Here is a 26,720-nt window from a genome sequence, read left to right as displayed (position 1 = left end):
ACTTTCCCGGTCCAATCGGAATGTCGCCCGGTCATGGCATAGTGGCCGACGTGAACGGGCTACTGATCGGGAGATCCGCTGAGCTGGGCGGCCTCGTTCGCGTGCTCGAAAGCGCCACCGAGGGAAGGGCGGGCGTGGCGCTCGTCGGCGGCGACGCGGGCATCGGCAAGACCCGCCTGGCCACCGAGCTGCTCGCGGAGGCGAGGAAGCGGGGCTTCCAGGTGATGGTCGGGCAGTGCGCCGAGCTCGGCGACGCCCTGCCGTACCTTCCGCTGGCCGACGCGCTGCGCGACCCCGAGCTCGCCGCCGCCGTCGCGGCGCGGCCGATCCTCGGCAGCCTGCTCGGCGACGGCAGCGCCGCGGCGCCGTCCTCGGGGCTGACCCAGCAGCGCCTGTTCGGGTCGCTGCTCGGCCTGCTGGCCGACATCCAGCCCGTGGTCTTCGTGATCGAGGATCTCCACTGGGCCGACCGCTCCACCCGCGACCTGCTCGTCTTCCTCAGCCGCATGCTGCAGTCCGAGCAGGTCTGCGTCGTGGGCACCTACCGCACCGACGACCTCCACCGCCGCCATCCCCTCCGTCCCGTGCTGGCCGAGCTCAAGCGCCTGCCCGTGGTCACCTCGGTGGAGCTGCGTCCGCTCAGCCCGCACGAGATGTCCGACTACGTCGCCTCACTCGGCGACACCGACGCCCGCGAGCTGGGCGAGATCGTCAGCCGCGCCGACGGCAACCCCTTCTACGCCGAAGAGCTCTTCGCCGCCGTGGCCGAGGGCGACACCCTGCCCGACGGCCTGGCCAGCCTGCTGATGTCCCGCGTCGAGGTGCTCTCGGAGCCCGGCCAGCGCGTGCTGCGCGCCGCGGCCGTGGCGGGGCGCCGCGTCGAGGACTCCCTGCTGCGCGAGGTCTCCGGCCTGCCCGTGGGCGAGTTCGAGGAGGCCGTGCGCGAGATCGTCTCCCGCGGGCTGCTCCTCGTCGACGGCTACGGCTACGCCTTCCGCCACGCGCTCCTGCAGGAGGCTGTCTACACCGACCTGCTGCCGGGCGAGCGCACCCGCCTCCACGCCGCCTTCGCCGCCAGGCTCACCTCACCCGCCGAGCTGGCCCACCACCACCTCGCAGGCCACGACCTCGTGGGAGCCCTCACCGCCTCTGCCGAGGCGGGCAGGATCGCCGAGCGCCTGGGCGCGCCCGCCGAGGCGCACCGCCACTACGACCAGGTCCTCGAGCTGTGGGAACGGGTCGACGACGCCGAGCGCCTCGCGGGCGAGACCCGCGTCGCCATCGCCATGCGCAGCGCCCTCACCGCCGCCGACAGCGGCGACAACCACGGCGCCATCGTCCGCCTGCGCGCCGTCCCGCCCTCCGCCGAGGCCTACGAGCGCCTGGCCAACTACCTGTGGGAGATGTACCAGCCCGACGAGGCGATCGCCACCGCCGAGTCGGCCGTCTCCATGGCCACCGAGCCCGCCGTCCTGGCCCGCTCCCTGGCCACCCTCGCCCGCTGCCTGGCCTGGACCCACCGCCACGCCGAGGTCGAGCCCACGGGCCTGCGCGCCCTGGAGGCCGCCCGCTCCTCCGGGGCGGTCGACGCCGAGGCCAGCGCCCTGGTCACCCTCGCCTCCGCCGCCGAGCTGCGCGGCGACTGGTCGCGCGCCGAAGAGCTGTTCGCCACGGCCGCCGCCCGCCCCTCGGGCCATCTCGCGATCGACCTGCGCGCCCAGTTCAACCTCACTCGCGTCCACTACGACCTCGGCCGCCTCGAAGAAGCCGCCGAAGTCGCCGACCGCGGCGTCGCCCTGGCCGCCGAGACGGGCCTCAGCTGGAGCACCTACGGCACCGACCTGCGCTTCATGCGCTTCCTCATCCACTACGTCGCAGGCGAATGGGACGCCGCCGAGGCCATGGCGGCCCGCTTCCCCATCCGCGTCGGCACCATCCCCGAGTCCGTCCTCTCGTCCTTCGCCCTGTTCATCGAGGTCGCCCGCGGACGGCCCGGCGTCGACGAGCGGCTGACCTGGCTCCAGCCGTTCTGGAGCGACGCCCTCGTCACCTACATGTCACGCGGCCTGGCCGCCGAGCACGCCCTGTGGAACGGCGACCCCGTCACCGCCCTCGAACACGTCGAGGCCGTCCTCGACATGCTCGAGCCCAACGACGCCGCCACCCTGCGCATCGCAGGAACAGGGCTGTGGGCCATGGCCGAACTCGGCGTCACCGACGGCGCCGACGACCTGATCGCCAGGGCCCGTTACGCCGCGGCCCACGGACCCGACGGCGAGCGCGGCGAGATGGGCCTCGAAGGCAGGGCCTGGCGCCTGCGCGCCGAGGCCGAATGGGCACGCGCGCACGGGCGGTCCGACCCCGGCCAGTGGCGGGAGGTCGTCTCGGCCTTCTCCTACGGGTTCGTCTACGAGGTGGCCAGGTCGCGGTGGCGGCTGTCGGAGGCGCTGTTGGCGGCCGGTGACCGTACCGGCGCGCAGGAGGAGTGGACGCTGGCCAAGGAGAGCGCGGAGCAACTGGGCGCCACGCCGTTCATCGCGGCGCTGGCGGAGTTCGGACGCAGGGCGCGCTTCACCGGCGCCACGTCCAGCGGCGGGCTGACCGCTCGCGAGATCGAGGTCCTGACACTGGTGGCGGAAGGTCTGGGCAACCGCGAGATCGGCGAGCGGCTGTTCATCGCGCAGAAGACGGTGAGCGTGCACGTCTCCAACATCCTGGGCAAGCTCGACGCCTCCACCCGCACGCAGGCAGCCGCCATCGCCCGCCGTAAGGGTCTGCTTCCCTGACGCCTGTCCTCAGGCCCTGGCCGTCGCGGCCAGCTCCCGCACCACCTGGATGAGCTCGGCGGGATCGAACGGCTTGGTGAGGTAGGCGTCCACACCGATGCCGAACCCGCGCCGCTTGTCGTCCTCCTGCGCCCTCGCAGTGATCAGGACCACCTTGATGTGCGTGGTCCCCTCCTCGGTGCGCAGCCTCGACGCGGTCTCCCAGCCGTCGAGCCTCGGCATCATCACGTCGAGGGTGATGACGTCGGGCCGCACGTCCAGAACCCGGTCGAGACAGTCCTGCCCGTCGGTCGCCGTCGCCACCTCGAACCCCTCCAGGGTGAGATTGACCGCGATGAGCTGCCGAATGACCTCGTCGTCGTCTACTACCAGTACCCTGCCCAGATCCTCGCCCACGGCCGCAAAGCTAACCCTTGGAAGGGGGGTCACGTGCGGTTTTCGATGGATGTGTGCCAGGAGGTTTATCGTGGTGACGAGTGGTGGCCGGATACTGGTAACGTTGTCACTCGTTGAGCCCCCTTAGCTCAGGGGATAGAGCACCGGCCTCCGGAGCCGGGTGCGTAGGTTCGAATCCTACAGGGGGCACCCTCGACCAGCCAGGCCAGACCTTGTCTGACCTGGCTTTTTGCTTCCCTCGGCGAGTATGCGATCTTGCCGCCTGATGACAGCTCAAGACTCCCGATGTCATTTGTTGCGGGCAGGACGCGGGCAGAGATCATCAATGCGCCCATGTCATCCTGGCGAGCCAGTCCCGGCTGCATACGCAACGCCGAATATTCTCCTTCGGCCGATACTCCCGCGAGACGGGCGCTCGCGCTCATGCCGATAAGGCAGGCTCTCGGCAGCTGTCAGCGAGTGATCCCTGCTGAAATCCTTCGATCATTGGTGTCCGCTCGTGATAGTGAGCCGCTGGAGGTCGAACGGCCCCGATGGTCAGCCAAGATCTCAGCTCGGAAGGCGTTACCGATCCGCGATGGAGATCCTCCATGATTGCCCTGCTTCACGGATGGTCGATCAGCAGCGGGGGCTAGAAGGTGATTAGGCGACGTTCAACGATCCTTCTGGCTTCTCTGGCGCTAGCGTCGCTGACGCTGGCCGGCGACGCTGAACGACAGGGCATGAACTGCACGATGGAGCCTCTCAGAGCCTGCTGACAAAGGGTTTGGTCGCTGAGCCGGTGACCACGGATGCCCTGGCCGAGTCAAACGCGCCCTACTTCGGCGCCGAGCTCGACGAGGGCAGCCTGGTGCCCGCCGACGAGGACCTGGGCAAGGCGGGCTTCGAGGACTGGCTCGCCCGCTCGTGACCTCATTCTCCGGCCGGAGCCGTCACGTCCGGCGGGAGAATGATCGCTTCTGTCGGTACGCCCCCCTACGCTGCCATGGCATGACCTTCTCCCCAGCACGGCCGGACTTGCCGGGCTACCGGGCCAAGCTCGACTCGGTTTCTCCCGCGCACGCCTGGAAAACGGTCCGCGAGCTCGTCCTCGACGGTCGCGAAGACGCCCTCACGCTGGCCGCCGAATTCGCGGAGATCGCCGAGCCGTCCACCGACAAGTTGCTCAAGCTCTGGCCAGAGGCGCCTGACCCGGACGGTTTCGCCGAACTGCTGCTGGGGCCCGCGTTCACCCGCGAGGGGCGAACCACGCTGGAGCTGCGCCGCCGCGAGACGATTACCGGAGTGCGGCACCTGACCATGCTGCGAACACTGCGCCTGGACCACTGCAAGCACCTGACGGACCTGTCCGACCTCGCCGCGCTGACCGGGCTGTTCCGACTCGAGCTGGACGGCTGCGCGGCCGTCACCGACCTCACCCCGCTGTCGGGTCTCCCCGTACTGAAAACACTCATCCTCCGCAGCAGCCGGGCGCTCACCGACATCACCCCGCTGCTCACCCTGCGCACCCTGCGCCATCTCGACCTGCGCAGCAGCGGCGTGACCAGCGTCGAAGGCGTCGGCGACGCCTTCCCCCACCTGGAACACCTCAACCTCGACCACTGCCGGGCGATAGAGGACGTCCTACCCCTGTCGGGGCTGCGTCGCCTGACCAAGCTGGTCCTCTCCGGCACCAAGATCCGATCCATCGCCGGGCTGCGCGACTTAAGCTCCGTCACCGAGCTCACCATGCACTGTGCCCGCCTGACCAGCCTCGACGGCATCGACGCCATGCCCAGGCTGCGCCGGCTGTGGCTCAGCGGCTGCACGAACCTCACCAGCCTCGACGGCCTCGGCCACCACCCCCACCTCACCAAACTCGGCCTGCCGAACGCGCGCATCCCGGACCTGCGCCCCCTGTCCCGCCTGCCCGCCCTCACCGAGCTCAACATCGACAATTGGCAGAAACTGACCTCGCTGGACGGGCTGGAAGACCATCCCTCGCTCGCCGAGATCAGCCTGACCTACGCCCAGGACCTGCGCGACTTCTCCGCCCTGGCCCGCATGCCCGCCCTGCGCAAGCTCACCCTGCAGGGTCTCGACCAGCTCACCGATCTGACCCCATTCGCCGGGCTGTGGCGGCTCGAGGAGCTCCACGTAGCCTTCGACGATCATCTGCGGGCCCTCGGCGACCCCGGAAACCTGCCCGGCCTGCGCATCCTGGGCCTCCACTGCTGTGGTGCCCTGGCGGACCTGGGGACGCTCATCGACCTGCCGTCCCTGAAGGAGGTATGGGTGAATCAATGCCCCGCGCTGACGTCCACCGTCATCGCCGACCTGGAGGCCCGGGGCCTGCTCGTCGGCTGAGCGACACCCATTCGGCCTCGGTCAGATCCGAGGGATATGACGGGTGCAACCACGACATCGGCACCCCCGGTGAGGCGCAATCTCAATGGCGTCCGGGACACGGGCGTGCAGGCAGATAACCACGGGCTCTTGTCTGTGGGCGCATCACTCGAAGATTGACTCGGCCAGGGCATTCGTGGTCACCGGCTCAGCGGCCGCATCTCTTTGTCAGCAGGCTCTCAGTGACGCACAGATCGCTGCCATAGAGCAGGACTTCCTCGACTCATGGAACGAGAAGTACCCTTCAGCGCGGCCAGAGCCAACCCCCACGTTGATCCCTAACGGCGGCTACAGCGCTGACATCAAAACTGGTCTAAGAACTCCGATCGGCATCGAGCGCGTAGAGCCGCCAGGCTGTCCCGAGCTCAACGGTCAGTGATCCACTGCCATGCCGTGGCAGGCGAACCAGCCTGCCTGGTGATATGGGAAGCGCCCGCTCTCCTTTGGGGAGGGCGGGCGCTCTTTTCATGTCTGAGGTCGGCAGTTCTTGTAGTCGGCCCGCCAGAAGGTCAACATATAGGGTCGGATCTTGTGCAAGCCCTCACACCGGGAGATCCCGGACAACTTGGCGAGTATCGGTTGACGGGTGTGCTGGGCCGGGGTGGCCAGGGCACTGTCTATCTCGGACAGGGGCCTACTGGGCAGCAGGTGGCGGTTAAGGCCTTACATATTGAGGCGCTGGCTGATGACAACGCGCGCCAGCGGTTTCTGCAGGAGGCCGAGTCGGCGCGACGGGTGGCTCCGTTCTGTACGGCGCGGGTGTTGGATGTCGGGATCGCGGATGAGCGGCCGTACATCGTCAGTGAGCACATTCCGGGGCCTTCGCTGGATGAGCTGGTCCGGAAGGAGGGGCCGCGGTCGGGGAGTGGGTTGGAGCGGCTTGCCGTGACGACGTTGACCGCGTTGGCGGCGATTCATCGGGCTGGGATCGTGCATCGGGACTTCAAGCCGAGCAATGTGATCTTGGGTCCCGAGGGGCCGGTGGTGATCGATTTCGGGATCGCTCGGGCGTTGGATCGTAGTGCCACGCACAGCGTTATGGGGACTCCTGCGTTCATGGCGCCTGAGCAGTTCGAGGGGACTTCGCCCACTTCGGCGATGGACATGTTCAGCTGGGCCACGACGATGATCTACGCGGCCAGTGGGCAGCAGGCGTTTCGTGGGGATACTTTTCCGGCGGTTATGCATGCGATTATGACTCGGGAGCCGGATCTGTCCGCTGTGCCCGATGAACTGCGGCCGATGCTGACTGCCTGTCTGGCCAAGAACCCCGCCTCCCGACCTAGTGCCGCTAACCTGCTGCGGCGGATTACCGGGGAGGAGCTTCCGGCTGCGTTGGCCGAACAGCCCACCCTGCTGTCAGGGTCACCGCCCGCGACCCTGCTGCTGCCCGACTCCGACCAGCACACCGTTCGTCCGGCCGTGGCCGTGCATGGGGTCGGGGCCCACTGGGGTCCGCCTGGCCATTCCGGGGGGCAGCAGCCAGGCTGGGGTTCTGGTGGGCAGCAGGCTGGCTGGGGTCAGCCCATGCCTGGAGCCCAGCAGCCGGGTTGGGGGGCACCGCCTATGCACCCGCACGCTCGCCCAGCCAAGCCGAAGACGGGAGTGCCACAGGCGACCACCGCGCTAGTCCTGACCATCTTGTCCGGTTTCTTCATCCTGATCCTGACCATCATCCTCCTCATCTGGGGCAGGAAGGAGCTGCGGGAGATCATGCAGGCGGTGTGGGTGGTCAGCGACGTCACCCTGGTAGCAGCATTGGTCGCCCTCGCCGTCGCCCTCCGGCGAACAAGCCTCGCCGCCACCATCACCATCCTGCCGACAGCTCTCGTGAGCGTGACAGTGTCGATCACCATGGTGGCAGGATTCAACCAGCAGGCAGTGATCGCCGTCTCCGCAGTCCAGGGGCTGCTGGTCGTGCTCACGGCATTGCTGGCCTGGCGAGCGGGCTGGGTCCCCGCGGTGCTGGGCACCTTGACCGGGCTGGTCTCAACGGCGACGTATGTGCTCTGGTTCGCGATAGAGAACCGCGGTGTCAGCTGGACCGACATTACCCATTGGGACGCCATCAGCGCACTGGGCTACGCGCTGTGGCACGTCGCCCTCGCAGTGAGCTTGCTCGTGCGTGCCGTACGGGCTAGGAACGGACCTTCACCGGCAGGCGGCGCTGCCTGATCGCGGTGCGGACCGCGCTCGCAAGCTGCGCATGCCCGCCCAACCTCGTGGTGTCGCACGTCACTCCAACTGCCGCCACGAAATCTCGACAGAATCCGGGTCGAACCGTCCACCCCGCCCAACCGGATGCACCACCACGGCAGAAATCGACTCCCGAACCAATGCCCGTTTACGCTCAATCGGCAGCGTCTCCCATTCCTCCACCACTTCCACGCTCATCTCCTCCCGCTTCACCACCTGAGCAGAATGGCGACGCCGATCAGCCATCAACACGTCGCGTTCCTCCTCCAACGGCCCCAGCAGCGCAATCAGCGATCTCGGCGAGATCTCGTTGTTCCTCCGCGCCTGCATGTAGGTAGCGATCTCCTCATCGATCTCCGCCAGACGCGCTTCCCCCCGTCCACGCGGACGCAACGTTCTGGAACGCACCACCAAGATGCCGTCGATGCTCGGCGAGGAGCGCGGCTGTCACCATCTCATCGATCAACGGTCCCACCCGCGCCACCCCGCCGCAGCCCCCCGAAGCCCTGATGTATTGGTAGCGGTAGCGGTACCGGTCAAACGAGCAATGATCGAATGCCCATGATCACGTACCAGCCGCGTACCGATCTTGGCCGCGATTTGGTGGCCGTAGAGCAGCACGTGCCTCAGCGGTGCCGTGCTCGGCGTGGAGCCAGCGCAGATGGGTGCGGCTCCCATTGAGGGACTGGATTGATCAAGCGGCCGGTGCGTCTTGTGGGTGAGATCGGCTAGCCTGACCGGCGCATATCTCCGGGTCGCGCGGCGTCCCACCATGATCGCCGGTAGGCGGGGCGAATGCGGGCTTATGGCATGATCGCCTCCCATGAGCAGGATAGTGACGATGGCGGGTGTGGTGGGGCTGGCGGCCGTGCCGGCTCCTGCCCAGGCCGCGGCGGCCGTCGATGTGGTCGCGGCGGTGCAGCGGCTGCTGGCCCAGAGTCAGTCGGTGAAGGTCGTGCAGCACACCGCGGCTGACTGGCCGTACGATCCCCGCTTCGGCGAGATGCCGCGCGGCGCGTGCCGTGGCGGCAGCAGTGACCCCCGGCTGACGGGGGTGGCGCGGCTGGGTCTGGGCGGGGCGGTCGCCGCCGACGTGACGCGGTCGATGCCACTCGGCAAGTGCCACCTGCAGTTCCTGAGGGATGACGCCGCGGGTGGTGACCGTCGGGCGGCCGACCTGGCCAAGGTCGGCTCGGCGGCCCACAAGGTACGCGGCGTCGGCGGCGTGCTGTACGGCGCGGGGCCAGCCTACGGAGGGAAGTCGTGGGTGCGGCTCGGCAGCGCACCCGGTGGCGCGGCACTGTACGGCGACCAGATCATCGACGTCTTCGACCTCGGCACGCTCAAAGCTTTGGTCGCCTCGGCGTCCAGCAGCAAGCCGGGCCCGAGCATCCACGACGCCGACAACCGTGCCGTCAAGACCTGGGGCTACCGCGGCACGACCACGTTCGGGCAGCTGTTCAAGGTGTCGACGCCGTTCAAGCAGATGCTTGGCGGGCGGCTGAACCCCAAGTACAGCGGGATCACCCTCCACTGGGGGATCTCGACCGACCTGTCCGGCAGGCCCGTCATCGTGCAGGCGGTCTGGCGGCCGGGCGAGGGTTATCCGATGCAGTCGGTGGCGGTGGCCACCCGGTTCAGCTGGAACGTCAAGGCCGCCGCCATCAAGGCTCCGCGTGCCGGTGGGACGGCGCGGGACCCGTACGGGGACGACGTTATCGACGTCTTCAGGTCCTGACCGGCGGACCTCTCAGGAGCGATCGAGATCCGAGCGGGTCAGAAGGGCGAGGAGGTGGGCCTGTCGGCGGCCAACCCAACCTGCGTACGGCTATGCGAGTGCCACTCGCCTCGCCGAGCAGATACGTAAGCTGGCTGATGAGGCCGCACTGGTGAGGGCAGACGCCGCATTGCGCATCCCTGAACGTCTGTCCCTGGGCGGACGGATATCAGCACCACGATCGCCCGCCGCAGCCGGACCGGATCCTTCGCCGTCCGGCTGATCCGCCGCAACCAGCGGCCTTCCTTCATGGTGACCGGCCGGACGAACAGACTCTGTCGACGCCTCACGACCACACCCCCGTCACCGCGGGTGGCTGGAGGCGGGCGAATCTCGGCCAGCCGGTTGTGCACGTGCATGTGTGCACGGACATGCTCCGACACGCGGAGGCGCGAGCGGCGCGTGCATGCACGAGGGATGCCGCCGGAGTCCGGCAGGACTCGACCCGCCCCGGTGTGCCTGCTCTGCCGGGTGTACGGCGGTGGCGTACGTTTTCTTTCTGGTGCGCTTCGACCCCGGGCCGTAGGCCGGTCATGCGCATCCCGAGAGCTCTCGGCTCTTGTCCGGCTCGGTGAAAGTGCTCACCGACTGCTGTTGCTGGAGCACGTGGTCTTCTTGTGCCAGAGGTTCAGGGACACTGTCAGCAAACGCCGGGACATACCACCATCGGTTGTCATGAGGATTTAGGACCGATGCATAATTCTCGGCTACCACGTCAGAAAACGTGATGCCCTCGGTTTGAATCTCGTCTTCAAGATCCTTAGTGATCCGGAAGGTCGCCTCTGTACAGGCCGGTACCCGGAATTCCATGAGGCTGTAGGTCCAGCTTGCGGCCGCACCAGCCCCCTTGTCACGGGTGAACCTGAGCAGGACGCGAGTAGTGGCCCACGACGTGTTGCCGTTGGCAAAGATGAGGTCGCCGTCATCGAAGAACACATTGTCCGACCCGTCGTAGGTTATCCGTTGGACAAACGCTCGCCTGACCGTCTCGTCCTCCTCGGCTTCTTGACGCTGCGCATCAAGCCTCTGCTGCTCCGCAACCTGGCGTGAATCAAGCCTCTGCTGCTCCGCAACCCTGAGTGCATTCATAGATATAACGAGCGCGGGCAGGGACATGAGTCCAGCAAGAACGGTGGCGAGCGCGGCCCACCACTGAACGTTCCAGCGCCGGACTGCTTGCCTGTGCGCGTCTCGCCGCTCGCATCGTGTAGTCCTGGATCGTGGACAGCCGGTGGGCGATGATGATCTGGGTCTGACCGAGCTTGAGCAGGTTGCGACGGATGCGTTCCTCGGTCACCGCGTCCAGCGCCGCGGTGGGCTCGTCCAGCAGGAGGATGCGGGGGCGGTGGACCAGGGCGCGGGCCAGCGCCAGGCGCTGGCGCTGGCCGCCGGACAGGCGCGTGCCGCCCTCGCCGACGTGGGTGTCGTAGCCCTGTGGGAGGCGCACGATCTCGTCGTGGAGTTCGGCCAGACGGGCGGCGTGCTCGACCACCTGGTGGTTGACGGAGGTGAAGCCGGCGATGGTGCCGGCGAACAGGTGTGGTTGCTGGGTGACCACGCCCACCTGTTGACGCAGCCACTGCCGGTCGAGTGCTTGCAGGGGGATGTCGTCGAGGCGGACCTGCCCGGAGGTCGGCTCGGTCAAGCCGATGAGGGTGCGGCCGAGAGTGGTCTTACCGGATCCCGATGCGCCGACGATGGCGACCCGTGCGCCGGCCGGGATGCGCAGGGACAGGTCTCGGAGCACCGGTGTACGGGCGTCATAGCCGACGCTGATCTTGGTGACGGTGATGCTGCCATGCAGTCCGCCGTCCGGGCGGATCCCGCCGGTGTGCTCTGGCGGAGTGCCCATCAGGTCAGCGATGCGGCCGAGATGGGCGGCGGCCAGCTGCAACTGGTAGACGATGCCCAGGAGCGAGGCGAGCGGTGTGGTCGCGCGCTGCGCCCTGGGTGGCGCGGCGCCAGGCGGCCTCGCGCAGCAGACGCAGCCCGTTGAGGCCGACGATGACGGTGGAGCCTTCGTGCCCGGCCACGCCCAGCGGCAGCGGCAGGTGCCCGACCAGGTCCCAGATGACCAGGACGGTGATGAAGGTGGCGGCGATGGCCAAATTCTGCACGACCAGGCGGCGGGCCTGGCGGGACAGGCTGATCGCGGCCGGGATGGTGGCCAGTTCGTCACGGACGATGACCGCGTCGGCGGTCTCCAGGGCCAGGTCGGACCCGGCCCGGCCCATGGCGATGCCGGTGTGGGCGGCGGCCAGCGCGGGGGCGTCGTTGACGCCGTCGCCGACCACCAGCACCCGACGTCCGGCCTGCTCCATTTCCCGCACGGCCGCCACCTTGTCCTGCGGGAGCAGGCCGGCGCGCACGTCGATGATGCCGACCTGGTCGGCCAGGCGTGCGGCGGCGCGCGGGTTGTCCCCGGTCAGCAGCACGGGGGCGCTGCCGGTCAGGGCGGTGAGGGAGGTGATGGTGGCGGCGGCGTCCGGGCGCAGCCGGTCGGCGATGGCCAGCACCCCGGCCGGCTGGCCGTCTACGCTGACCAGGACGGCGGTGTGGCCCTTGCCCTCCAGATCGGCGGCGGCGGCCTGGGCGGCCGCGACGCGCGGACCGGCCCCGGTGTCCAGTAGCCGGGCCGGGCTTCCGACCGCGACCTTGCGCCCCTGCACGGTGGCGGTGACGCCCTGGCCAGGCGTGGAGGTGAAATCCTCCGCGGCAGCCAGGCTCAGGCCGCGTTCGCGAGCGGCATCGACGACGGCTCTGGCCAGGGGGTGTTCGCTGGGATGCTCGGCGGCTGCGGCCAGGGCCAGCAGGGCGACCTCGTCCAGATCCGAGCCGACCAAGGGGTGGATGTCGGTCAGCCGCGGAGTGCCCTCGGTCAGGGTGCCGGTCTTGTCCAGGGCGACCGCGTCGGCCTGCCCGAGGCGTTCCATCACCACGGCGGACTTGACCAGCACGCCGTGGCGTCCGGCGTTGGCCATCGCCGACAGCAGCGGCGGCATGGTGGCCAGCACCACCGCGCACGGCGAGGCGACGATCATGAAGGTCATCGCCCGCAGCAGGGAGCCGGTCAGGTCGGCGCCGAAGGCCAGCGGGAGGACGAAGATGGCCAGGGTGGCGACCACGACGCCGACCGAGTAGCGCTGCTCGATCTTCTCGATGAACAGCTGGGTGGGCGCCTTGGTGGCCGAAGCCTCCTCGACCATGGCGACGATGCGCGCGATCACCGTGTCGGCGGCCTCGCGTTCCACCTGGACCCGCAGCGCTCCGGTGCCGTTCAGGGTGCCGGCGAACACCTCGTCTCCGGCCAGCTTGGCCACCGGCAGGGGTTCGCCGGTGATGGTGGCCTGGTCGACCTCGCTGGCCCCCTCCAGCACCCGCCCGTCGGCGCCGACCCGCTCGCCGGGACGGATCAGCACGACGTCGCCGATACGCAGGTCGGTGGTGTCCACCACCTCCTCGCGGCGACCCGGGAGCAGCCGGGTGGCGGTAGGCGGGGCCAGGTCCAGCAGGCCGCGCACCGAATCGGCGGTGCGTGCGGTGGCCAAAGCCTCCAGCGCGCCGGAGGTGGCGAAGATGACGATCAGCAGGCCGCCGTCCATCACCTGCCCGATCGAGGCCGCCCCGATCGCGGCCACGATCATCAGCAGGTCCACGTCCAGGCTCTTGCCCCGCAGCGCCTTCAGGCCCTCCAGCGCCGGTTCCCAGCCGCCGGCCAGGTAACAGGCCGCGTACACCGGCCCCCAGGCCCAGGCGGATGCCCCGCTCAGCTGCAGGGCGAGCGCGAGAGCGAAGGCCGCCAGCGACATCGAGGCCCAGCGAACCTCGGACAGGGCGAACAACCGCGTACGCCGAGGACGGAGGCCCGCGCGGTCAGCGGGCGGCCGGGCGAAGGGCCGTTCAGTGGCTACAACAGGAGACATCAGGCATCCAGAAGGAAGAGACAGGGCGAGAGGACGTGTCGACGTTACCAGAACATATGAAGACGTCTTCATGTGTATGCGTTCGGGTAGGATCCTTCCATGGGACACGGACGCGACGAAGCACGGCCGGCCGCGCATCTGGACGCCGACTCCGCCGCCACCGTCGCGGCCACTTTGCAGGCCCTGGCCACTCCTTCGCGGCTGCTGATCCTCACCCGTCTGCGACACGGGGCCATGCCGGTCACCGAACTGGCCGAGGCCGTAGGCATGGAGCAGTCGGCCGTCTCCCACCAACTGCGACTGCTGCGCGCCCTCGGACTGGTCACCGGCCGCCGGAGCGGGCGCAGCATCGTCTACAGCCTGTACGACAACCACGTGGCCCAACTGCTGGATGAGGCCGTCTATCACATCGAGCATCTACGGCTGGGCGTGCGCGACCTGCCCGCCGGCCTGCCCGATCAACGTGCCGGCAGGACCGACGCCGGATGAACGCCGTGGCGATCTGATCGCCTTCAGTGTGCCAGGAGAGGCCACGGGACCGGCCCCACGAACCCGTCGCGTGCCCCCTTCGCCCCCGCCGTGCCCGTGCCACCCAAGCAAGCGCCGACCCACGGACACGCGCATCGCGTCGGCGTCGCGTGTTCGTCTCGAGGCCACTGCATCTCCGGGGATGTGATGATCACGAATCGGCGTCAGCGGATTCAGCACCATGGCCACCCAGGGTGCTGGTCGACAGGATGGCCGGCATGAGACGCCTGACCCCATTCGTGATCGCGCTTGTAGCGCCTGGGCTGACCGCAGCCCCAGCATTGGCGGAGATCGTCCCGCTGCCTGACGTGGTTTCTGCGATCACGGCCCGTGTCGCCAAGGGGGGCGGCGTTACGATCGCCGAGAAGAGCTCCTCCCGGCTGCAGGCCCTCCCGGCCTCCGACCGGATGGTGTACAGCGCGGGGTTTTCCGTGCAGGTGAAGGGCCGCCTCCAACTCGGACGTGGCGGGGTGATTGGCTCGGACATCAGTCGCCGCATCACCCTCAACTCGTCCCTGGCTGGGCAAGCAGCTCGTGATGTGGCGGCTGCAGGCGACAAGCATGTGGCCAGTCTGATCCCTCAGACCTCGTGGCACCGGTGGATCAGTACCAAGGGCTGGCTTTACGGTTCAGGCAACCTCTTCACCGCCACCCTGCCCGAAGGGAAGAGCTGGGCCCGCGTGAAGCGCGCCGCCGGTCCGGATGCCGCCTACGGCGACCTGCTGGTGAATATCTTCGAGCCCGCCACACTCAAAGCGTTCATCACTGAGAAGAATCGCAAGGGCCGCGGCCATCTAGCCACCGGGCCCACTGGCAAAAAGGAGTGGCAGCTCATGTATGCGGGGGTGCTGACCTTCGCCGAGATGTTCAAGCTGTCCCCTACATTCCGCGCAGCTGCGAATGGCGAGTTGCCCGACGCTGATCGCGGCCGGCACCTCAACTGGGCTGTCTTCGTGGGCAAGGATGGCTTGCCGCTACGCGTGGTCTCATTCTGGGAGGTCAGGGAAAAGGTGAGGTTCTTCACTGATGTGACCGTGACTGATTACATCGGGTGGAGTAACCGGGCCGCGGTCGCACCGCCACCGGCCGGCGAAGTCTCCTCCTCCGCAGGACCGGCGAACCTCCCCGAGGCCGACGACACCATCGACATGCTGGCTGCCCGTCCGCCCCTCGGTTAGCTCTTCGTGACACTGTTGGCGAAGTAGATCGAAAAGCAGCGGCCCCATGAGCGGATCATGGGCCGCGATCGTCGTCGTGCTCGCGGACGGAGTCGTGGGTGACGCCGCGTTCGACAGGCTCAGACCCCGATCGCCTCGCCCGTTGTTGCGCCGGACCGATCCTGCGTGCATGCATGACACCATGAACCGCTCACGACATCTCAGCCGCGTTGTCGCCGGGCTGGGCGCCGGCCGCCCTCCTGACCGCCTGCGGCGGCGCCGCCACCGACAGGGACGCCGCCGGTGTCAGCGCCGTCAACATCGGCACGTCCCCCTCTGTCACCCGAGGCGCGGAAGCCGGCCGGGGCCCTTCGCCGAAGAGGGGGCCGTCGAAGGACGCCGGGACCAGGTGGTGCTGGCGACGAAGGCCGGCGGCATCTCCTGCAGCGGCCGTGAAGGACAACTGGACAGCATCCGCATCGCCGCCACCTCGCACCCCTGGTCTGCGCCGCCGGTAGGCCGCCCCAGTTGCGGAAGACGTTGCTGCAGCGGCACTGGCTAGGTTCATGACCGGCTGGGTCAGGTAATGACCAGAAGGATTTCGCTTCCCCTTGTCATGGGCAATCAGCGCAGCACGGTCGCGCGAGCCAGGCGGCACAGGTCGGCAGGGCGTAGGCCGTCGGAGCGGTGCCAGAGTGCGGGGGCGATGCTGTCGGCCTGCCGTACGTGCTCGGTCGCCCTGAGTCCGTGCTGAACGAGCAGGGCGGACAGGCCGTCTGGGGCGAGGAAGGTCAGCCAGGGCTCGCCGCGTTCGGCGGCGGCGGGGAGGGCGAAGTCCGCGAACGCGGCGCCCCGCTCGTCGCGGAAGGCGGACGGCAGGGCGTATTCCATCACCAGCTCCGTGCCGGGGGCGAGGCGGCCTACGGTGGCCAGGGTGGCGGCGACCGCATCCCGTGTGAGGTACATGGAGACGCCGAGCCAGCTCACCAGGGCCGGTTTGGACGGGTCGAACCCGGCGGCGCGTAGGCTGGCCAGCAAATCGTCGGTCTCGAAGTCCACGGGGGCGAAGGCCAGGGCGTGCGAGGGCGTGACGCCCGCGGCCGCGAACAGGTCGCGCTTCCACCGCTGGGTGGCGGGATGGTCGACCTCGAAGATCTTGACCTCCGGGCCCGGACGGCAGGCGAAGGTATCGAGTCCCGCGCCGAGCACCACGTACTGTTCCAGCCCGTCGCGGGCCAGCTCGACCAGGCGGCGCTCGGTGTAGTGACTACGGGCTGTCACCTGGGCTCTGGTGCCTGACAGGACAAGGTGGTCGCCGTGGGACCGGTGGTAGCCGATGAACTGCTCGGCGAGCTCGCCGAGCAGAGTGGCGGCGACGGTGTCACGGAAGATGAAGGGCTCTTGGTCCACCACGAGGTGGGCCGCACGGGAGGCCGCCGTGATGAGCGCGGTCTGGCTGGGCTGCGCTGTGTGCATATGTCGCCGTTCCTTTTCCTGGTGCCTGGAACGACGATGCTAAATGCCTATTCATAATGCCCGCGCTTATCATAGCGTATGGAAATTAATTTCGAGTAACTCGCCAATAAATACGCCATTACGGTTGGCGTAATCGACAGTATCCACGCGGAGACGTCGCGTCCGGGGCGAGGTCGGCCTGCGCGTGCTGCAGGTGGCGGTCCGGCGTGGCCGCGGTCACCAAGCTGCCGCGCCCCCCGCTCGCGACAGGAAAGCCAGTCGTGCCGGCTCATGCCGGACCGTGCGATGTCCGCCCTCACGGTCGCGGCGAAAGGTCTGCTTGTCGGCCTTCGGCCCGCGCGCTCCGCACCCCTCCGGTATCGGTGGGACGCCGTCAGGCATGATGACTGTAAGTGAGGAATCGCGTGCTAAGAGTGAGGCGTGTCGATGGGCGATGAGGTGCAGGCCAGGTCCGTGATGCTCACCAGCGACTGGATGGCCGTGATCCGGTCCAGGGAGCGTGCTCAGGCGGACGCCTACCTGGACGATCCCTGCGCCGCCGCCTTCGTCACCTCGGAGTCCGAGGCGAGCTATGACGAGATCCGCAGCAAGGGGCTGCCGTCGGAGGTGGTGCCGATCAGAGGGCGGCTCGGCGACCTGACGCTGCTCGACTCAGGCGTACGGCAGGCCGTGTGCCTGGGCTCGGGCACCGATTCCCGCGCCTACCGGCTGCCGCTCGACCAGAGCTTCAGCTACTACGAAGTCGACCTGCCCGGTCAGCTCGCCGGCAAGGCGGAGATACTCGGCGCGGCCGGGTACACCGCCAGATGCCGGGTCGAGGTCGTGGAGGCGGACCTGCGAGAGGACGGCTGGACGGTCGCGCTGCTCGCCGCGGGGTTCGACCCCGAGCAGCCGGTCCACTGGATCGCGGAGGGTCTGTTCTACTACCTCACGAAGCCGCAGGGGCGGGCGCTGGCCGAGGCCATGAGCGTGCTGTCGGCGCCGGGCTCGTGGCTGACGTTCGACGGGCCGCACGACCGGTTCCTCACCGATCCCGCCAGGCAGGACTTCCTGCGGGAGATGAGCGGGCGCGGCTCGCCGTTCGTCGGCTCGTTCCGCGATCCGGTGGAGTGGCTGATGCCGTACGGCTGGTCGGCGCAGGCGGCGCTGCACGGCGACATCGCCGAGGGCCGCTGCGACTGGCTGCCGCCGCTGCCCGAGCGGTTGCGGACCACCATCCAGGACGTCTGGTTCGTCCGCGCCCGTCAGGCCTGAGGGTATTCGTGTCGGGTCACGGCCTCCCCCTCGGTTACTTCTTGCCTGTGTGGACCTGGCTCGACGGCGGTGGTGTGATCGTGTGGCGGCCGCCCCAACCCTTGTAGACGCTCTGAGGCAAGGCAAGTTGAGCTCAGCCCTGAGGGCGCTGGTGATCTTGCCAGGCTTCCAGTCTGACTCGTATATTCCACAAATAACAATCATGTATTTTGGAGCTCGCTTGATTCCCCGCCTTGCTCTGCTCACATCACTGTTTGTACTGGTCCTTGCTACCGCCAGCTGCTCCAGAAGCGGGTACGGCGCTGAGGAAGGAGAGTGTTTCAAGGATAAGGAGGGGAACTATGAGGTCGTCGACTGCACATCGCCCGACGCGGACAAGAAAATACTGAAGATCTTGCGAGGCTCGTCGCTCAGCATTACCGACTGCCCCAACGGCACCCACGCCATGCGGGAATACGATGGCGAGGGCCGCTGTATCGGGACGCCATGACAGGTTGGGCGACGCGGACCGGGCATCACTTGCCAGCCTCCCGTCGATCACCTTGGGCCACGTGCTAGATAGGTCTGGCATTCCGCGCCCGCAACCGGCACCGTTGGCAAGCGCAGGAAGCCGTGTCCCGTGAAAGCGCCTTGCTGACTGCCGTTCGATCGTGGAATCCCACCTCCATCACCTTGGCGTGTGACGCGGACCGTGACTTTGCTGCATGCAGAGCTACTCCAAGACGGCCATGTCGAAGGGCGGCTTACCATCGACGACTTGGATGAGCGGCTGACCGCGCATACCTATGGGGAACTCCAGGGGCTCGAGCGAACGATCCCGACTCGGTTTCGACGAGGATGCCTTTGCTGACCAGGCGAGACTCTGATCGAACAGACCCTCCGGCCCGCCAAGTCGACCTGAGGCGCGCCGGGCCGGTCACCGCGCGACCGCGCGGCGCGCGTTCCGTAGTCCCCCGCGTATGCGATCAGCGGCGGATATCCCCTGCAGACAGCGCAGGGAGGGTGAATGGCAGGATATCGACGGTCAATGGCGCTGCTCATTCTTGGCCCGGCCGCAATACATGGCGACAATCGCTGCTACGCGCACGGACAGAAAAACGGACGGAAAAGGGGAGGCATGAGCCTGTTCACCACCATGTCCCGGATCGCCCTGGCCACCGTGGCCGTCGGAAGCATCGCCGTGGCCGCACCCGCCGCCCAGGCGTCCAACGGCCACACCCCACGCACCGCCTCCAATGACGTCAGCATTTTCGAAGCCCCTGTGGGCGTGCGGTGTGGCGCCTATCGCGTGAGCACCGCCTGGAACGCGGACCTCCGTTACTGGCACTGCGGCAGCAGTAAGGTCGAGGTCGAAGTCGACTACCGTCACTGGCCCAACAACTACGCCTGCATGCAGCCATGGCAGGACAGAGTCCTCGAGACCTTTGACCGGGCCTCCCACGCCTGGTACACGGGTCACCTGTGCTAGCGCATTCTCTGTAGCGGAGCGAACAGGAACATCCTCTATTTCCTGTAGAGGCCGACCGACCAGCGCACCGGCCGGTTCGTGTGCTCCCCCCGCAGGTCGAGCGAGATCGTGATGGTGACGCGCCGGCCTGCGGGGGCCTCGATCTCGTTCATCGCCGAGGGGAACGCGCCGTCCTCCCAGACTCCGCAGTCGCCGCTGGAACCGGTGTCCTCGCCGTTCACCTTGAGGCTGAACCGCAGCCGCCCGGCCAGGTCGCCGGTGCAGATCTGGTCCACGCCCAGCTTGCCGCCGTCGCCTGTGACGTCGAAGGTGACCGAGTCGCCGTCCTGCGGCCAGCTGCCGGATCTGCTCTCCTCCAGCTTCCAGCCGTCGAGCCTGGACGGCAGGTCGCGCGGCCGGTCGGGAACGACAGGCTGGGGTGGCGGCGTCCACTCGTAGACCGCCAGCGACCATTCGGTGAGCTTGTCCTGCTGCGGCACGCACGCGGCGTGCGCGTTGCTCCTCGTGCAGGCCGTGCCGGAGGTCCTGGCATCGAAGATGATCTCCACCGCGGAGCCGCTCTTCGGCACGTGGAGCGGCTGCAGTTGCCTCTGCCGCGAGCAGCGGCCGAAGAACCCGGCCTGCTTCGGACCACCGGCGACATGGAACCGGGGCGCGTGGTTGCCTTCTCCCGCGCAGACGCCCGCGACGTCGAGAGGCTTGCCCGTGTACGGGACCTTGATCGTGATCCTCTCCTTGCCGGAGGCGCGCATGCTGGTCGCGCCCACTCGGCGGTAGGCGGTGCCGTCCGGCGCGGTGAAGCTCTCCGGCAGCGAAGGCGGCGGCTGGACGGCGACCGCGGTGTGGTCGGGCGGTCGCTGGGCCGTACCGGGGAGGAGGAACCCGGCGGACGCCAGCGCCGCGACCGCGACGCCCGCCACCGCGCTCCTGCGCAGCCGCCGGCGGCGGATGCGGGCCCGCACCTGCGCCGGGCGGGCCGGGTTGGCCGGAGGTACGGCCTCGGCCCGCCCGCGCAGCTCGTCACGCAACTCCTGCACGGTCATCGGTGCAGCTCCTTCACGATCGACTCGTCCACCCGCAACTTGGCCAGCGCCTTGGCCGTCTGGCTCTTGACCGTGCCTGGATCACAGCCCAGTACGGCCGCCGCCTCGGCGACCGACAGGTCCTCATAGAAGCGCAGCACGATCACCGCCCGCTGCCTGGCCGGCAGCTGCCCCACCACCCGCCACAGCGAGTCGCGATCGTCGAACCCGCGCGTGGCGTCGCCGGCCGCCGGTTCGGGCAGCTCGTCGCTCGGCAGTTCACGCCGCCATCGGCGCCGCCACCAGGAGGTGTACGTGGTCACGATGACCTTGCGCAGGTACGGTTCGGGGTCGTCCACCCTGGACCAGGCGAACCAGGCCTTGGCCAGGGCTTCCTGGAGGAGGTCCTCGGCCGTGGCCCAGTTGTGCGTCAGCAGGTAGGCCGTTCGTAACAACCGGTCGGAGCGTGTCGCCACGAACTCCGGAAATATCGATCTGTCCGCCACCTGCGGGCCTCCCGTTGTCGCCTGTCGACGGTACTGACGCATCGAGCGGCGGCACGGGTTGCCCCGGTACGTGAGGGTCTTCACCGGCGTCCCCTGGCGGCGGAGAGGATTCTCAGAAGGGGAGACGAGATCGACGAGGCGATGGAGTCGGGCGCCGTCTACCCGAGCGAGGCGCAGGAAGGGCCGGAGCGGTTCACGCTGTCCAGGCAGGATCCCGGCCGATGACGCCGAGCAGGCGGTCGAACTCCGGGGCGTCGTCCGGCACCGCCACCTGTGGCCCGAAGACGCCGCGCTGTCTGCCCGTCTCCGCCGTCCGCTCGGAGAAGGCCAGCGCGCGCGAGACGGCCTCGGGCTCCGGCTCGTACGGCTGACCGGTGGCGACGGCCAGGTCCCAGCCGTGCACGACCATGTCGACGAGGTACATGTGGGCCAGAGCGGTCATCGGCAGACCCATGACGGAGTCGGTCCCGTCCCACGCCTCGCGTCGTGACCAGGAGGCGAGCGTGCGCTCCGCTCGCTCGGGGAAGTCGCCCGCGTAAGATCCCTGCTCGACGTAGGGCCCCTTGCGGCCCAGCGACTCGAACAGCTCCGCCACCCACTCCAGGTGGGTGATCAGGCCTTTGACGTCGAACTCCGCGCAGGGCGTAGGAGACGCGAACTGCTCCCGTGGCACCGCGCGCACCAGTCCCGAGGTCCGTTCTGTGGCGCGCGTCATCAGCGGCATCATGTCGTCCATGGCAGCCATGGTGCCTCGCCCGTCTCGCAGGCGGCTTGTAGAAACGCGACAGCGCGGCTGGGTCGATCCGCACGCCGGGCTCGACGCCTTCGATTTCGCCCGGCACGCGCCGTCGCCGGAGATCTCGGCGTATGTGGATCACTTCTGGGTCGTCACCTGGGCCGACCTCGCCGAGCCTTACGTACAGCGCATAGTCTCGCACCCCACGGTGAACATGATCTTCGCCCAGGACTTCCACCGGATCGCGGGGGTGATCAAGGGCGGGTTCTCCCACACGATGCGGGACAGTGGCCGCGTGCTCGGCACGCGCTTCCGTCCCGGCGGCTACCGGCCGTTCCTCGGCGGCCCGGTCTCCACGCTGACCGGCCGCTTCGCGGAGATCGACGAGATGTACGGCGCAGCGGGCGCGACCCTGGTCGAGCAGGTCCTGGCCGAACCCGACCCCGTGGCCGCCGTCGGCCTCATCGAGACGTTCCTGCTGGGTCTGGGTCCTGAGGAGGATCCGGTGGCCGAGGAGGTGGCGGCGCTGGTCGCGATGGTGGAGGGCGACGTGTCGATGACCAGGGTCGACGAGTTGGCGGCCCGGTCGGGCCGCTCGGTGCGCTCGCTGCAGCGGCTGTTCCGCGACTATGTGGGCATCGGCCCCAAGTGGGTGATCCGCCGCTTCAGGCTGTACGAGGCCGCGGAGCGGGTCTGCCAGGGCCTCGACCTCGCCACGCTGGCCACCGAACTCGGCTACACCGACCAGGCCCACCTGACCCGCGACTTCACCGCCGCGGTGGGCATGCCGCCCGCGGCCTACGCCCGGCTCAGCAGCCGACCCTGATCCTCAGCGAGGCGCCGGCGGTCGCTACCGGCCTGGCCGCGCCGGTCGCCGGATTATCGGCCGCGCAACGCCGTCTCGCCGCACATCGGCGCTCGGGGGACGGAGTCGTTCGTCATCCTGATGGAGGAGGAAGGGGCGGCGGCGGGTGCGCTGGTCCTGACCCGGCGCCATCCGGCCGGAGGAGGAAACGGGCCGACCCCAAACCTAGATTCGAGGCATGACGCATGGAACTACGCGGCCAGGCGGATGGCTGCGGCGGCGGTTGCGGCGGGTCGCCGTCTGGGGTGCGGGCCTGCTCGTGCTGGCGGCGGCCGCCGGGTTCGGCTACGAGACGATCGCCCGGCAGAGCGACCCAGAACACCACAAGGCGCCTGGGCGGCTGGTCGATGTGGGCGGTCACCGCCTGCACCTGCACTGCACCGGGGCCGGCGCCCCCACCGTCGTGCTGGAAGCGGGGCTGGCGGAATCGAGCGCGAGCTGGGAGGTGATCCAGCGGCGGCTCTCCGCGGGCAACCGGGTGTGCTCCTACGACAGGGCCGGATACGCCTGGAGCGACGACGGCCCCTCGCAGGGTACGGCGGAGCACGCCGCGGGCGAACTGCGCACGATGCTGGTCGCCGCAGGGGAGGCGGGGCCGTACGTCCTCGTCGGGCACTCCTACGGCGGCAACGCCATACGTGTGTTCGCCGATCGCTGGCGGAACCTGACCGCCGGGTTGGTGCTGATCGACGTGACCGACGAGACGGCCGTCGAGGCGCTTCAGATCTCCAGGCCACTGATGGCCGTCCATTTCACCGCCTATCAGGTCGCCGCCCGCCTCGGCCTTCTCCGGCTGATGGGCGATGCCTTCGTGCCCGCCGAGGCCACCGCGGCGGCCCGCCGCCATGCCGTCGTCGTCTACGGGTCCGGCAGCATGGCGGCCGCCCGGGCCGAGGCCTGGGCAGGAGTGGACAGCGCCACCCAGGTCCGCGCGACGGTCCGCCCGCGAGCGTGGGGTGACCTGCCTGTCGTGGTGATCTCCGCTGCCGGCCAGCCCGCGGCCGTCACGGAGCAGGCCAGGGCTCTGGCCGCGCTGTCGACGCGCGGTCGCCTGGTGGTCGCGACCACGAAGGACCACTACGTGCAGCACGGTCAGCCCGACCTCGTCCTCGACGCGATCCGGGAGGTCGCTTCCGCGCACGGACGGCGGTGACCGTGCACGGCGATCGCGCCGCGGGCACGACGCCGAGCGACAGACTTGGCGCAACGGTGAGCCGTCGGCCGCTCCGGTACGTCAGAGAGACATGAAGATCTGGCGAATCGTGGTCCTACCGGCACTGCTCCTTGCCCTGGGCGCGGGCGTCGCGCCGCCGGCCCAGGCGTTCACCGCGAAGACGACGCTGGTCGCGCTCCACAAGCAGGGCGGGTTCGCGGGCCTCGCCGATCGCGTGATCGTGTACACCGACGGGTGCGCGCGGCTGAGCCGCAGGACGGGGCCGACCGTGGACAAGTGCCTGACCAGCAAGGAGATGCGGACGCTGCGCGGACACCTGAAGCTCCTGCGCCTCGGGCGCTCCGAGGCCCAGCCCCAGGGGGCCGACTTCATCAAGTACACGATCGCCTACCGGGGTCACCGCGTCAGCCGCTACACGCTGCCCGCCTCCTGGAGCCCGGTGGTGCGGGACCTGGAGAAGACCCTGGAGAAGTACTGGGCGCCGGACTGACCCACCGGGACAGGGGGCGCCCGGCGGGGGCGTCGCGGATGCGCGAGACTTGCGAGGGCGTCTTCCACCGGCGGCGGTTCTGAGGGACGGGGATGTTCGAGTACCACGGGTGGGTGACCATCCGCGAGACGGCCGGCGTCGAGGACGACCGCGATGGCCGGCTGGAGCGGCAGGTGGAGGAGGTCCGCGCCTGCCTGGCCGAGCTCCGCGACTACGGCCTGGTCGACCTCCGATGGATGAACGGCACCCCGTTCGTCCATCTGGCCGGTCAGCCCAACCGCGACGGCGGGTGGGGCGAGGTTCTCATCGCCTTGTTCGAGCGGGTCGGGAGGATCGCCCCGGGCTCCTACGGGCTGCTCCACGTGTGGGATGACGAGGGCTCCCACCCGAACGAGTTCCGGGTGTTCCGGCTGGTGCGCGGCCAGGTGAGCGAGCACGCCGACCCGCTGCTGTCCCCGGTGATCCCCACGGTGGAGGATCCCTCACCGGAGAGCTAGTCCCAGGCGGGAGCCACTCCCCGCAAAGCGGGCTACCCACTTTACGTACAGACATGTACGTAGGTTAGATTGTGATCGCTGCCTTGCCGAAAGCGACGAGGAGCCCGATGCACCTGATGAGAGGCGTCTCCACGTGGTTCGATCCGAAAGCGCATCCACCCTGACCGTCTTCCGGCAGCACGACGTCCCCGAGGAGGTTCTCGCGCTCAGCCCGCTCGCCGACCCCGACTACGTCGACCTCTTCACGATCGCGACAGGTGACGCCGCACCCGGATCACCCGAGCAGTGGGCCCGTGCGGCGTTCGAGGACGTCGCGGGCCTCAAGGGACAGTTCATCTGGCGGGTGCTGCTCGGCCTGCGTCTCGAGCGGCGCACGTCCCCCACCTGCGTGGCGGGATGGAAGATCGCTGAGCGGGGCGACCGCTGGCTCAGGCTCGAGGCCCGCTCCTGGATGCTCACCGGGCATCTCGTGATCATCGTCGGCGACGAGGAAGTGTCGTTGGGCACGTTCCTGCGCTACGACCGGCCGATGGCCAGACGCGTGTGGACGCCGTTGTCCGCCGTTCACCGGCATGAGGCGCCGGGCCTGCTACGCGAGGCCTACGAGGTGCGGCAGGCCGGAGCCCGCTGACCGTCCCGCGGGGCTGGACGAACGGCTCGGCGGAATTGGTGCGGGCGGACGAAGCCCACCGCTCTCGCCGTCAGCAGGATGAACGAATGGCTGACCTCAACCCCCTGCAGAGCCTGCTCGACAGCGAGGCGAAGTCCCTCCACGTTCCAGGCGCCGCCGTAGGCGTGCTTGTCGACGGCGTGGAGCACGTCCTCACCACCGGCGTCACCAGCGTCGACGCGCCGGCTCCCGTGACAGGCGACACGCTGTTCCAGATCGGGTCGACCACCAAGACGGTCACCGCGACCGTGGTCATGCACCTCGTCGAGCGTGGCCGGCTCGACCTGGACGGGCGGGTGCGCCAGTATCTGCCCGGCTTCCGGCTCGCCGACGAACGGGCCGCGGACGAGCTGGCCATCCGGCACCTGCTCACCCACACCGGCGGGTTCCTCGGCGACATCGACGACGGCGAGAGCTGGGACACCACGGCGCTGGCCGACTCGATCGGCACCTATGACCAGCTGCCCCAGCTCTTCCCGCCCGGAGCGCTCGCCTCCTACAACAACGCCGGGTTCCGGCTGCTCGGCAGGGTCATCGAGGTCGTGTGCGGCGAGCCGTACGAGGACGTGGTCAGGCGCGTCGTGCTCGAACCCCTGGGCATGGGCTCCAGCTTCTTCTTCCCCTGGGAGGCGGCGACGCGATCGCACGCCGTCGGGCACGCCGTACGAGAGGACGGCCCGCGGGTCGCGCACACGTGGGGGCTGTTCCGCGACTGCATGGCCGAGGGCGGGCTGGCGTCGTCGGTGCGCGACCAGCTTCGCTACGCCGCCTTCCACCTGGGCGCGAGCGGCGAGGAGCCGGTCGGAGCGGCCACCAGGGAGCTGATGCAGGCCGAGCACGTCCGGGTCGGTGCGCCGTGGACCGGCATCGGACTGCCCTGGCTGCTGGAGGAGCGGGCGGGCGTGCGGCTGGTCACGCATGGCGGCAACATCGGCAACCTGCAGCTGTCCACGTTCGTGCTGGCGCCCGAGCGCGGCTTCGCCGTCACCACGCTCACCAACTCCGCCCCCGGCAAGGCGCTGGGCGCACTCGTGACCGACTGGTGCCTGGAGCACCTGCTCGACGCCCGACCGCAGGCCGTACGGCTGGCGCTGCGCGAACCCTCGCCGGAGTACGCGGGCAGCTACGACGCGGGGCAGTGGACCTTCGAGGTCGACGAGAGTCTGACGGCGCGATTCGTCCTGCGACCCGAACTGGCGGCCGCAGGGGTGGAGGGTATGCCCGACATGCCGCTCGCGCTGGTCGAGGGCAGTGACGACGTGACGATCGCCGCCGACCCGCAGCGCGTCGTCGGCCGCTTCCTGCGAGACGATGCGGGTGAGGTCGCGTTCCTGCACCTGGGCGGCAGGGCGGCCAGGCGGGTCCGCTGACCTGTCGGTGCGCTCTGATCGTGAGGGGGGCGGCGTGACGGCTC

The 26,720-nt window shown here is 68.9% G+C and carries 25 protein-coding genes and 1 tRNA gene; 17 read left to right on the top strand and 9 right to left on the bottom strand.

Features of this window, described 5'->3' with window-relative positions; all coding sequences use genetic code 11:
* Positions 1–50: 50 nt before the first annotated feature.
* Complete coding sequence (locus ABFX50_RS00400; protein ID WP_346142266.1) at positions 51–2,786, top strand: helix-turn-helix transcriptional regulator; 2,736 nt, start codon at positions 51–53, stop codon at positions 2,784–2,786.
* Positions 2,787–2,795: 9 nt separating this feature from the next.
* Here ABFX50_RS00400 and ABFX50_RS00395 read toward each other — a convergent pair whose 3' ends face one another.
* Positions 2,796–3,182: a response regulator transcription factor gene (locus ABFX50_RS00395; RefSeq protein ID WP_312895617.1), complete on the bottom strand. Its 387-nt coding sequence runs from the start codon at positions 3,180–3,182 to the stop codon at positions 2,796–2,798.
* Between the two features lie 117 nt (positions 3,183–3,299).
* Between ABFX50_RS00395 and ABFX50_RS00390 the strand changes: the two genes are divergently transcribed.
* From ABFX50_RS00390 to ABFX50_RS00375, 4 genes are all read left to right on the top strand, one after another.
* A tRNA-Arg gene (locus ABFX50_RS00390) sits at positions 3,300–3,371 on the top strand.
* 592 nt (positions 3,372–3,963) lie between these two features.
* On the top strand, positions 3,964–4,092 hold the full coding sequence (locus ABFX50_RS00385; protein ID WP_346142263.1) for a hypothetical protein: 129 nt from the start codon (positions 3,964–3,966) through the stop codon (positions 4,090–4,092).
* A gap of 80 nt (positions 4,093–4,172) precedes the next feature.
* A complete protein-coding gene (locus ABFX50_RS00380) occupies positions 4,173–5,528 on the top strand; it encodes a leucine-rich repeat domain-containing protein (protein WP_346142261.1) in 1,356 nt (451 codons plus the stop codon).
* A gap of 414 nt (positions 5,529–5,942) precedes the next feature.
* Complete coding sequence (locus ABFX50_RS00375) at positions 5,943–7,742, top strand: protein kinase domain-containing protein (protein ID WP_346142259.1); 1,800 nt, start codon at positions 5,943–5,945, stop codon at positions 7,740–7,742.
* A gap of 60 nt (positions 7,743–7,802) precedes the next feature.
* On the opposite strand, the gene ABFX50_RS00370 is transcribed toward ABFX50_RS00375, so the two are convergent.
* Positions 7,803–8,177: a hypothetical protein gene (locus ABFX50_RS00370; protein WP_346142257.1), complete on the bottom strand. Its 375-nt coding sequence runs from the start codon at positions 8,175–8,177 to the stop codon at positions 7,803–7,805.
* A gap of 409 nt (positions 8,178–8,586) precedes the next feature.
* Between ABFX50_RS00370 and ABFX50_RS00365 the strand changes: the two genes are divergently transcribed.
* Entirely contained in the window at positions 8,587–9,501 is a 915-nt protein-coding gene (locus ABFX50_RS00365; protein WP_346142255.1) for a hypothetical protein, read from the top strand.
* 570 nt (positions 9,502–10,071) lie between these two features.
* Here ABFX50_RS00365 and ABFX50_RS00360 read toward each other — a convergent pair.
* From ABFX50_RS00360 to ABFX50_RS00350, 3 genes are read right to left on the bottom strand one after another with little or no spacing between them, the layout of a single operon-like run.
* Positions 10,072–10,629: a hypothetical protein gene (locus tag ABFX50_RS00360; protein WP_346142253.1), complete on the bottom strand. Its 558-nt coding sequence runs from the start codon at positions 10,627–10,629 to the stop codon at positions 10,072–10,074.
* The gene (locus ABFX50_RS00355; protein ID WP_346142251.1) at positions 10,592–11,434 is read right to left on the bottom strand and encodes an ATP-binding cassette domain-containing protein; all 843 of its coding nucleotides are present in this window, start codon (positions 11,432–11,434) and stop codon (positions 10,592–10,594) included. Before ABFX50_RS00355 ends, ABFX50_RS00360 begins: the two co-directional genes overlap by 38 nt.
* Complete coding sequence (locus ABFX50_RS00350; protein ID WP_346142250.1) at positions 11,397–13,463, bottom strand: heavy metal translocating P-type ATPase; 2,067 nt, start codon at positions 13,461–13,463, stop codon at positions 11,397–11,399. The genes ABFX50_RS00355 and ABFX50_RS00350 overlap by 38 nt, the downstream gene beginning before the upstream one ends.
* Before the next feature lie 99 nt (positions 13,464–13,562).
* On the opposite strand from ABFX50_RS00350, the gene ABFX50_RS00345 reads away from it, so the two are divergent.
* Both ABFX50_RS00345 and ABFX50_RS00340 read left to right on the top strand, forming a co-directional pair.
* A complete protein-coding gene (locus ABFX50_RS00345) occupies positions 13,563–13,952 on the top strand; it encodes an ArsR/SmtB family transcription factor (RefSeq protein WP_346142248.1) in 390 nt (129 codons plus the stop codon).
* A 257-nt stretch (positions 13,953–14,209) separates the two neighbouring features.
* Positions 14,210–15,169 (top strand): hypothetical protein, encoded by a 960-nt coding sequence (locus tag ABFX50_RS00340; RefSeq protein WP_346142246.1) that lies wholly within the window; start codon positions 14,210–14,212, stop codon positions 15,167–15,169.
* 603 nt (positions 15,170–15,772) lie between these two features.
* Here the strand turns inward: ABFX50_RS00340 and ABFX50_RS00335 are convergent.
* Positions 15,773–16,624 (bottom strand): class I SAM-dependent methyltransferase, encoded by an 852-nt coding sequence (locus ABFX50_RS00335; protein WP_346142245.1) that lies wholly within the window; start codon positions 16,622–16,624, stop codon positions 15,773–15,775.
* 426 nt (positions 16,625–17,050) lie between these two features.
* Here ABFX50_RS00335 and ABFX50_RS00330 point away from each other — a divergent pair, with 426 nt between their 5' ends.
* From ABFX50_RS00330 to ABFX50_RS00325, 3 genes are all read left to right on the top strand, one after another.
* Positions 17,051–17,878 carry a class I SAM-dependent methyltransferase gene (locus tag ABFX50_RS00330; RefSeq protein ID WP_346143015.1) on the top strand — a complete coding sequence of 276 codons (828 nt, stop codon included), beginning with the start codon at positions 17,051–17,053 and terminating at the stop codon, positions 17,876–17,878.
* A 202-nt stretch (positions 17,879–18,080) separates the two neighbouring features.
* Positions 18,081–18,368, top strand: coding sequence for an LppU/SCO3897 family protein (locus ABFX50_RS51235; protein ID WP_428834679.1), 288 nt, complete (start codon positions 18,081–18,083; stop codon positions 18,366–18,368).
* A 537-nt stretch (positions 18,369–18,905) separates the two neighbouring features.
* A complete protein-coding gene (locus ABFX50_RS00325) occupies positions 18,906–19,346 on the top strand; it encodes a DUF6355 family natural product biosynthesis protein (RefSeq protein ID WP_346142243.1) in 441 nt (146 codons plus the stop codon).
* Between the two features lie 35 nt (positions 19,347–19,381).
* Here the strand turns inward: ABFX50_RS00325 and ABFX50_RS00320 are convergent, their stop codons facing one another.
* The 3 genes from ABFX50_RS00320 to ABFX50_RS00310 form a co-directional block, all read right to left on the bottom strand.
* The gene (locus tag ABFX50_RS00320) at positions 19,382–20,389 is read right to left on the bottom strand and encodes a hypothetical protein (protein WP_346142242.1); all 1,008 of its coding nucleotides are present in this window, start codon (positions 20,387–20,389) and stop codon (positions 19,382–19,384) included.
* Positions 20,386–20,916 carry a SigE family RNA polymerase sigma factor gene (locus ABFX50_RS00315; protein WP_183660177.1) on the bottom strand — a complete coding sequence of 177 codons (531 nt, stop codon included), beginning with the start codon at positions 20,914–20,916 and terminating at the stop codon, positions 20,386–20,388. The genes ABFX50_RS00320 and ABFX50_RS00315 overlap by 4 nt, the downstream gene beginning before the upstream one ends.
* A 151-nt stretch (positions 20,917–21,067) precedes the next feature.
* On the bottom strand, positions 21,068–21,610 hold the full coding sequence (locus ABFX50_RS00310) for a TIGR03086 family metal-binding protein (RefSeq protein WP_346142241.1): 543 nt from the start codon (positions 21,608–21,610) through the stop codon (positions 21,068–21,070).
* Between ABFX50_RS00310 and ABFX50_RS00305 the strand changes: the two genes are divergently transcribed.
* The 6 genes from ABFX50_RS00305 (at position 21,609) to ABFX50_RS00280 (ending at position 26,676) form a co-directional block, all read left to right on the top strand.
* Positions 21,609–22,436: a DUF6597 domain-containing transcriptional factor gene (locus ABFX50_RS00305; RefSeq protein WP_346142239.1), complete on the top strand. Its 828-nt coding sequence runs from the start codon at positions 21,609–21,611 to the stop codon at positions 22,434–22,436. The genes ABFX50_RS00310 and ABFX50_RS00305 overlap by 2 nt on opposite strands.
* Positions 22,437–22,653: 217 nt before the next feature.
* Positions 22,654–23,628 carry an alpha/beta fold hydrolase gene (locus tag ABFX50_RS00300; RefSeq protein ID WP_346142238.1) on the top strand — a complete coding sequence of 325 codons (975 nt, stop codon included), beginning with the start codon at positions 22,654–22,656 and terminating at the stop codon, positions 23,626–23,628.
* Positions 23,629–23,719: 91 nt separating this feature from the next.
* A complete protein-coding gene (locus ABFX50_RS00295) occupies positions 23,720–24,139 on the top strand; it encodes a hypothetical protein (RefSeq protein ID WP_346142236.1) in 420 nt (139 codons plus the stop codon).
* 92 nt (positions 24,140–24,231) lie between these two features.
* Positions 24,232–24,636, top strand: coding sequence for an Imm7 family immunity protein (locus ABFX50_RS00290; protein WP_346142234.1), 405 nt, complete (start codon positions 24,232–24,234; stop codon positions 24,634–24,636).
* Positions 24,637–24,769: 133 nt separating this feature from the next.
* Positions 24,770–25,267 carry a hypothetical protein gene (locus tag ABFX50_RS00285; protein WP_346142232.1) on the top strand — a complete coding sequence of 166 codons (498 nt, stop codon included), beginning with the start codon at positions 24,770–24,772 and terminating at the stop codon, positions 25,265–25,267.
* 86 nt (positions 25,268–25,353) lie between these two features.
* Positions 25,354–26,676, top strand: coding sequence for a serine hydrolase domain-containing protein (locus ABFX50_RS00280; protein ID WP_346142230.1), 1,323 nt, complete (start codon positions 25,354–25,356; stop codon positions 26,674–26,676).
* The last annotated feature ends 44 nt before the right edge of the window (positions 26,677–26,720 follow it).

Origin of the sequence: Nonomuraea recticatena (assembly GCF_039533245.1) — a bacterium.
Taxonomy (GTDB): domain Bacteria; phylum Actinomycetota; class Actinomycetes; order Streptosporangiales; family Streptosporangiaceae; genus Nonomuraea; species Nonomuraea roseola.
Note: the sequence above shows the minus strand (reverse complement) of the source record. Positions and strands in the feature narration are given on the sequence as shown.

Bases quoted from the DNA above. Each gene is read 5' to 3' on its own strand.
- ABFX50_RS00380 (WP_346142261.1), top strand. From the start codon at position 4,173: ATGACCTTCTCCCCAGCACGGCCGGACTTGCCGGGCTACCGGGCCAAG.
- ABFX50_RS00365 (WP_346142255.1), top strand. From the start codon at position 8,587: ATGAGCAGGATAGTGACGATGGCGGGTGTGGTGGGGCTGGCGGCCGTG.
- ABFX50_RS00360 (WP_346142253.1), bottom strand. From the start codon at position 10,629: ATGAATGCACTCAGGGTTGCGGAGCAGCAGAGGCTTGATTCACGCCAG.
- ABFX50_RS00350 (WP_346142250.1), bottom strand. From the start codon at position 13,463: ATGTCTCCTGTTGTAGCCACTGAACGGCCCTTCGCCCGGCCGCCCGCT.
- ABFX50_RS00345 (WP_346142248.1), top strand. From the start codon at position 13,563: ATGGGACACGGACGCGACGAAGCACGGCCGGCCGCGCATCTGGACGCC.
- ABFX50_RS00340 (WP_346142246.1), top strand. From the start codon at position 14,210: ATGAGACGCCTGACCCCATTCGTGATCGCGCTTGTAGCGCCTGGGCTG.
- ABFX50_RS00335 (WP_346142245.1), bottom strand. From the start codon at position 16,624: ATGCACACAGCGCAGCCCAGCCAGACCGCGCTCATCACGGCGGCCTCC.
- ABFX50_RS00330 (WP_346143015.1), top strand. From the start codon at position 17,051: ATGGGCGATGAGGTGCAGGCCAGGTCCGTGATGCTCACCAGCGACTGG.
- ABFX50_RS51235 (WP_428834679.1), top strand. From the start codon at position 18,081: ATGTATTTTGGAGCTCGCTTGATTCCCCGCCTTGCTCTGCTCACATCA.
- ABFX50_RS00325 (WP_346142243.1), top strand. From the start codon at position 18,906: ATGGCGCTGCTCATTCTTGGCCCGGCCGCAATACATGGCGACAATCGC.
- ABFX50_RS00320 (WP_346142242.1), bottom strand. From the start codon at position 20,389: ATGACCGTGCAGGAGTTGCGTGACGAGCTGCGCGGGCGGGCCGAGGCC.
- ABFX50_RS00315 (WP_183660177.1), bottom strand. From the start codon at position 20,916: ATGCGTCAGTACCGTCGACAGGCGACAACGGGAGGCCCGCAGGTGGCG.
- ABFX50_RS00305 (WP_346142239.1), top strand. From the start codon at position 21,609: ATGGCAGCCATGGTGCCTCGCCCGTCTCGCAGGCGGCTTGTAGAAACG.
- ABFX50_RS00310 (WP_346142241.1), bottom strand. From the start codon at position 21,610: ATGGACGACATGATGCCGCTGATGACGCGCGCCACAGAACGGACCTCG.
- ABFX50_RS00300 (WP_346142238.1), top strand. From the start codon at position 22,654: ATGACGCATGGAACTACGCGGCCAGGCGGATGGCTGCGGCGGCGGTTG.
- ABFX50_RS00295 (WP_346142236.1), top strand. From the start codon at position 23,720: ATGAAGATCTGGCGAATCGTGGTCCTACCGGCACTGCTCCTTGCCCTG.
- ABFX50_RS00290 (WP_346142234.1), top strand. From the start codon at position 24,232: ATGTTCGAGTACCACGGGTGGGTGACCATCCGCGAGACGGCCGGCGTC.
- ABFX50_RS00280 (WP_346142230.1), top strand. From the start codon at position 25,354: ATGGCTGACCTCAACCCCCTGCAGAGCCTGCTCGACAGCGAGGCGAAG.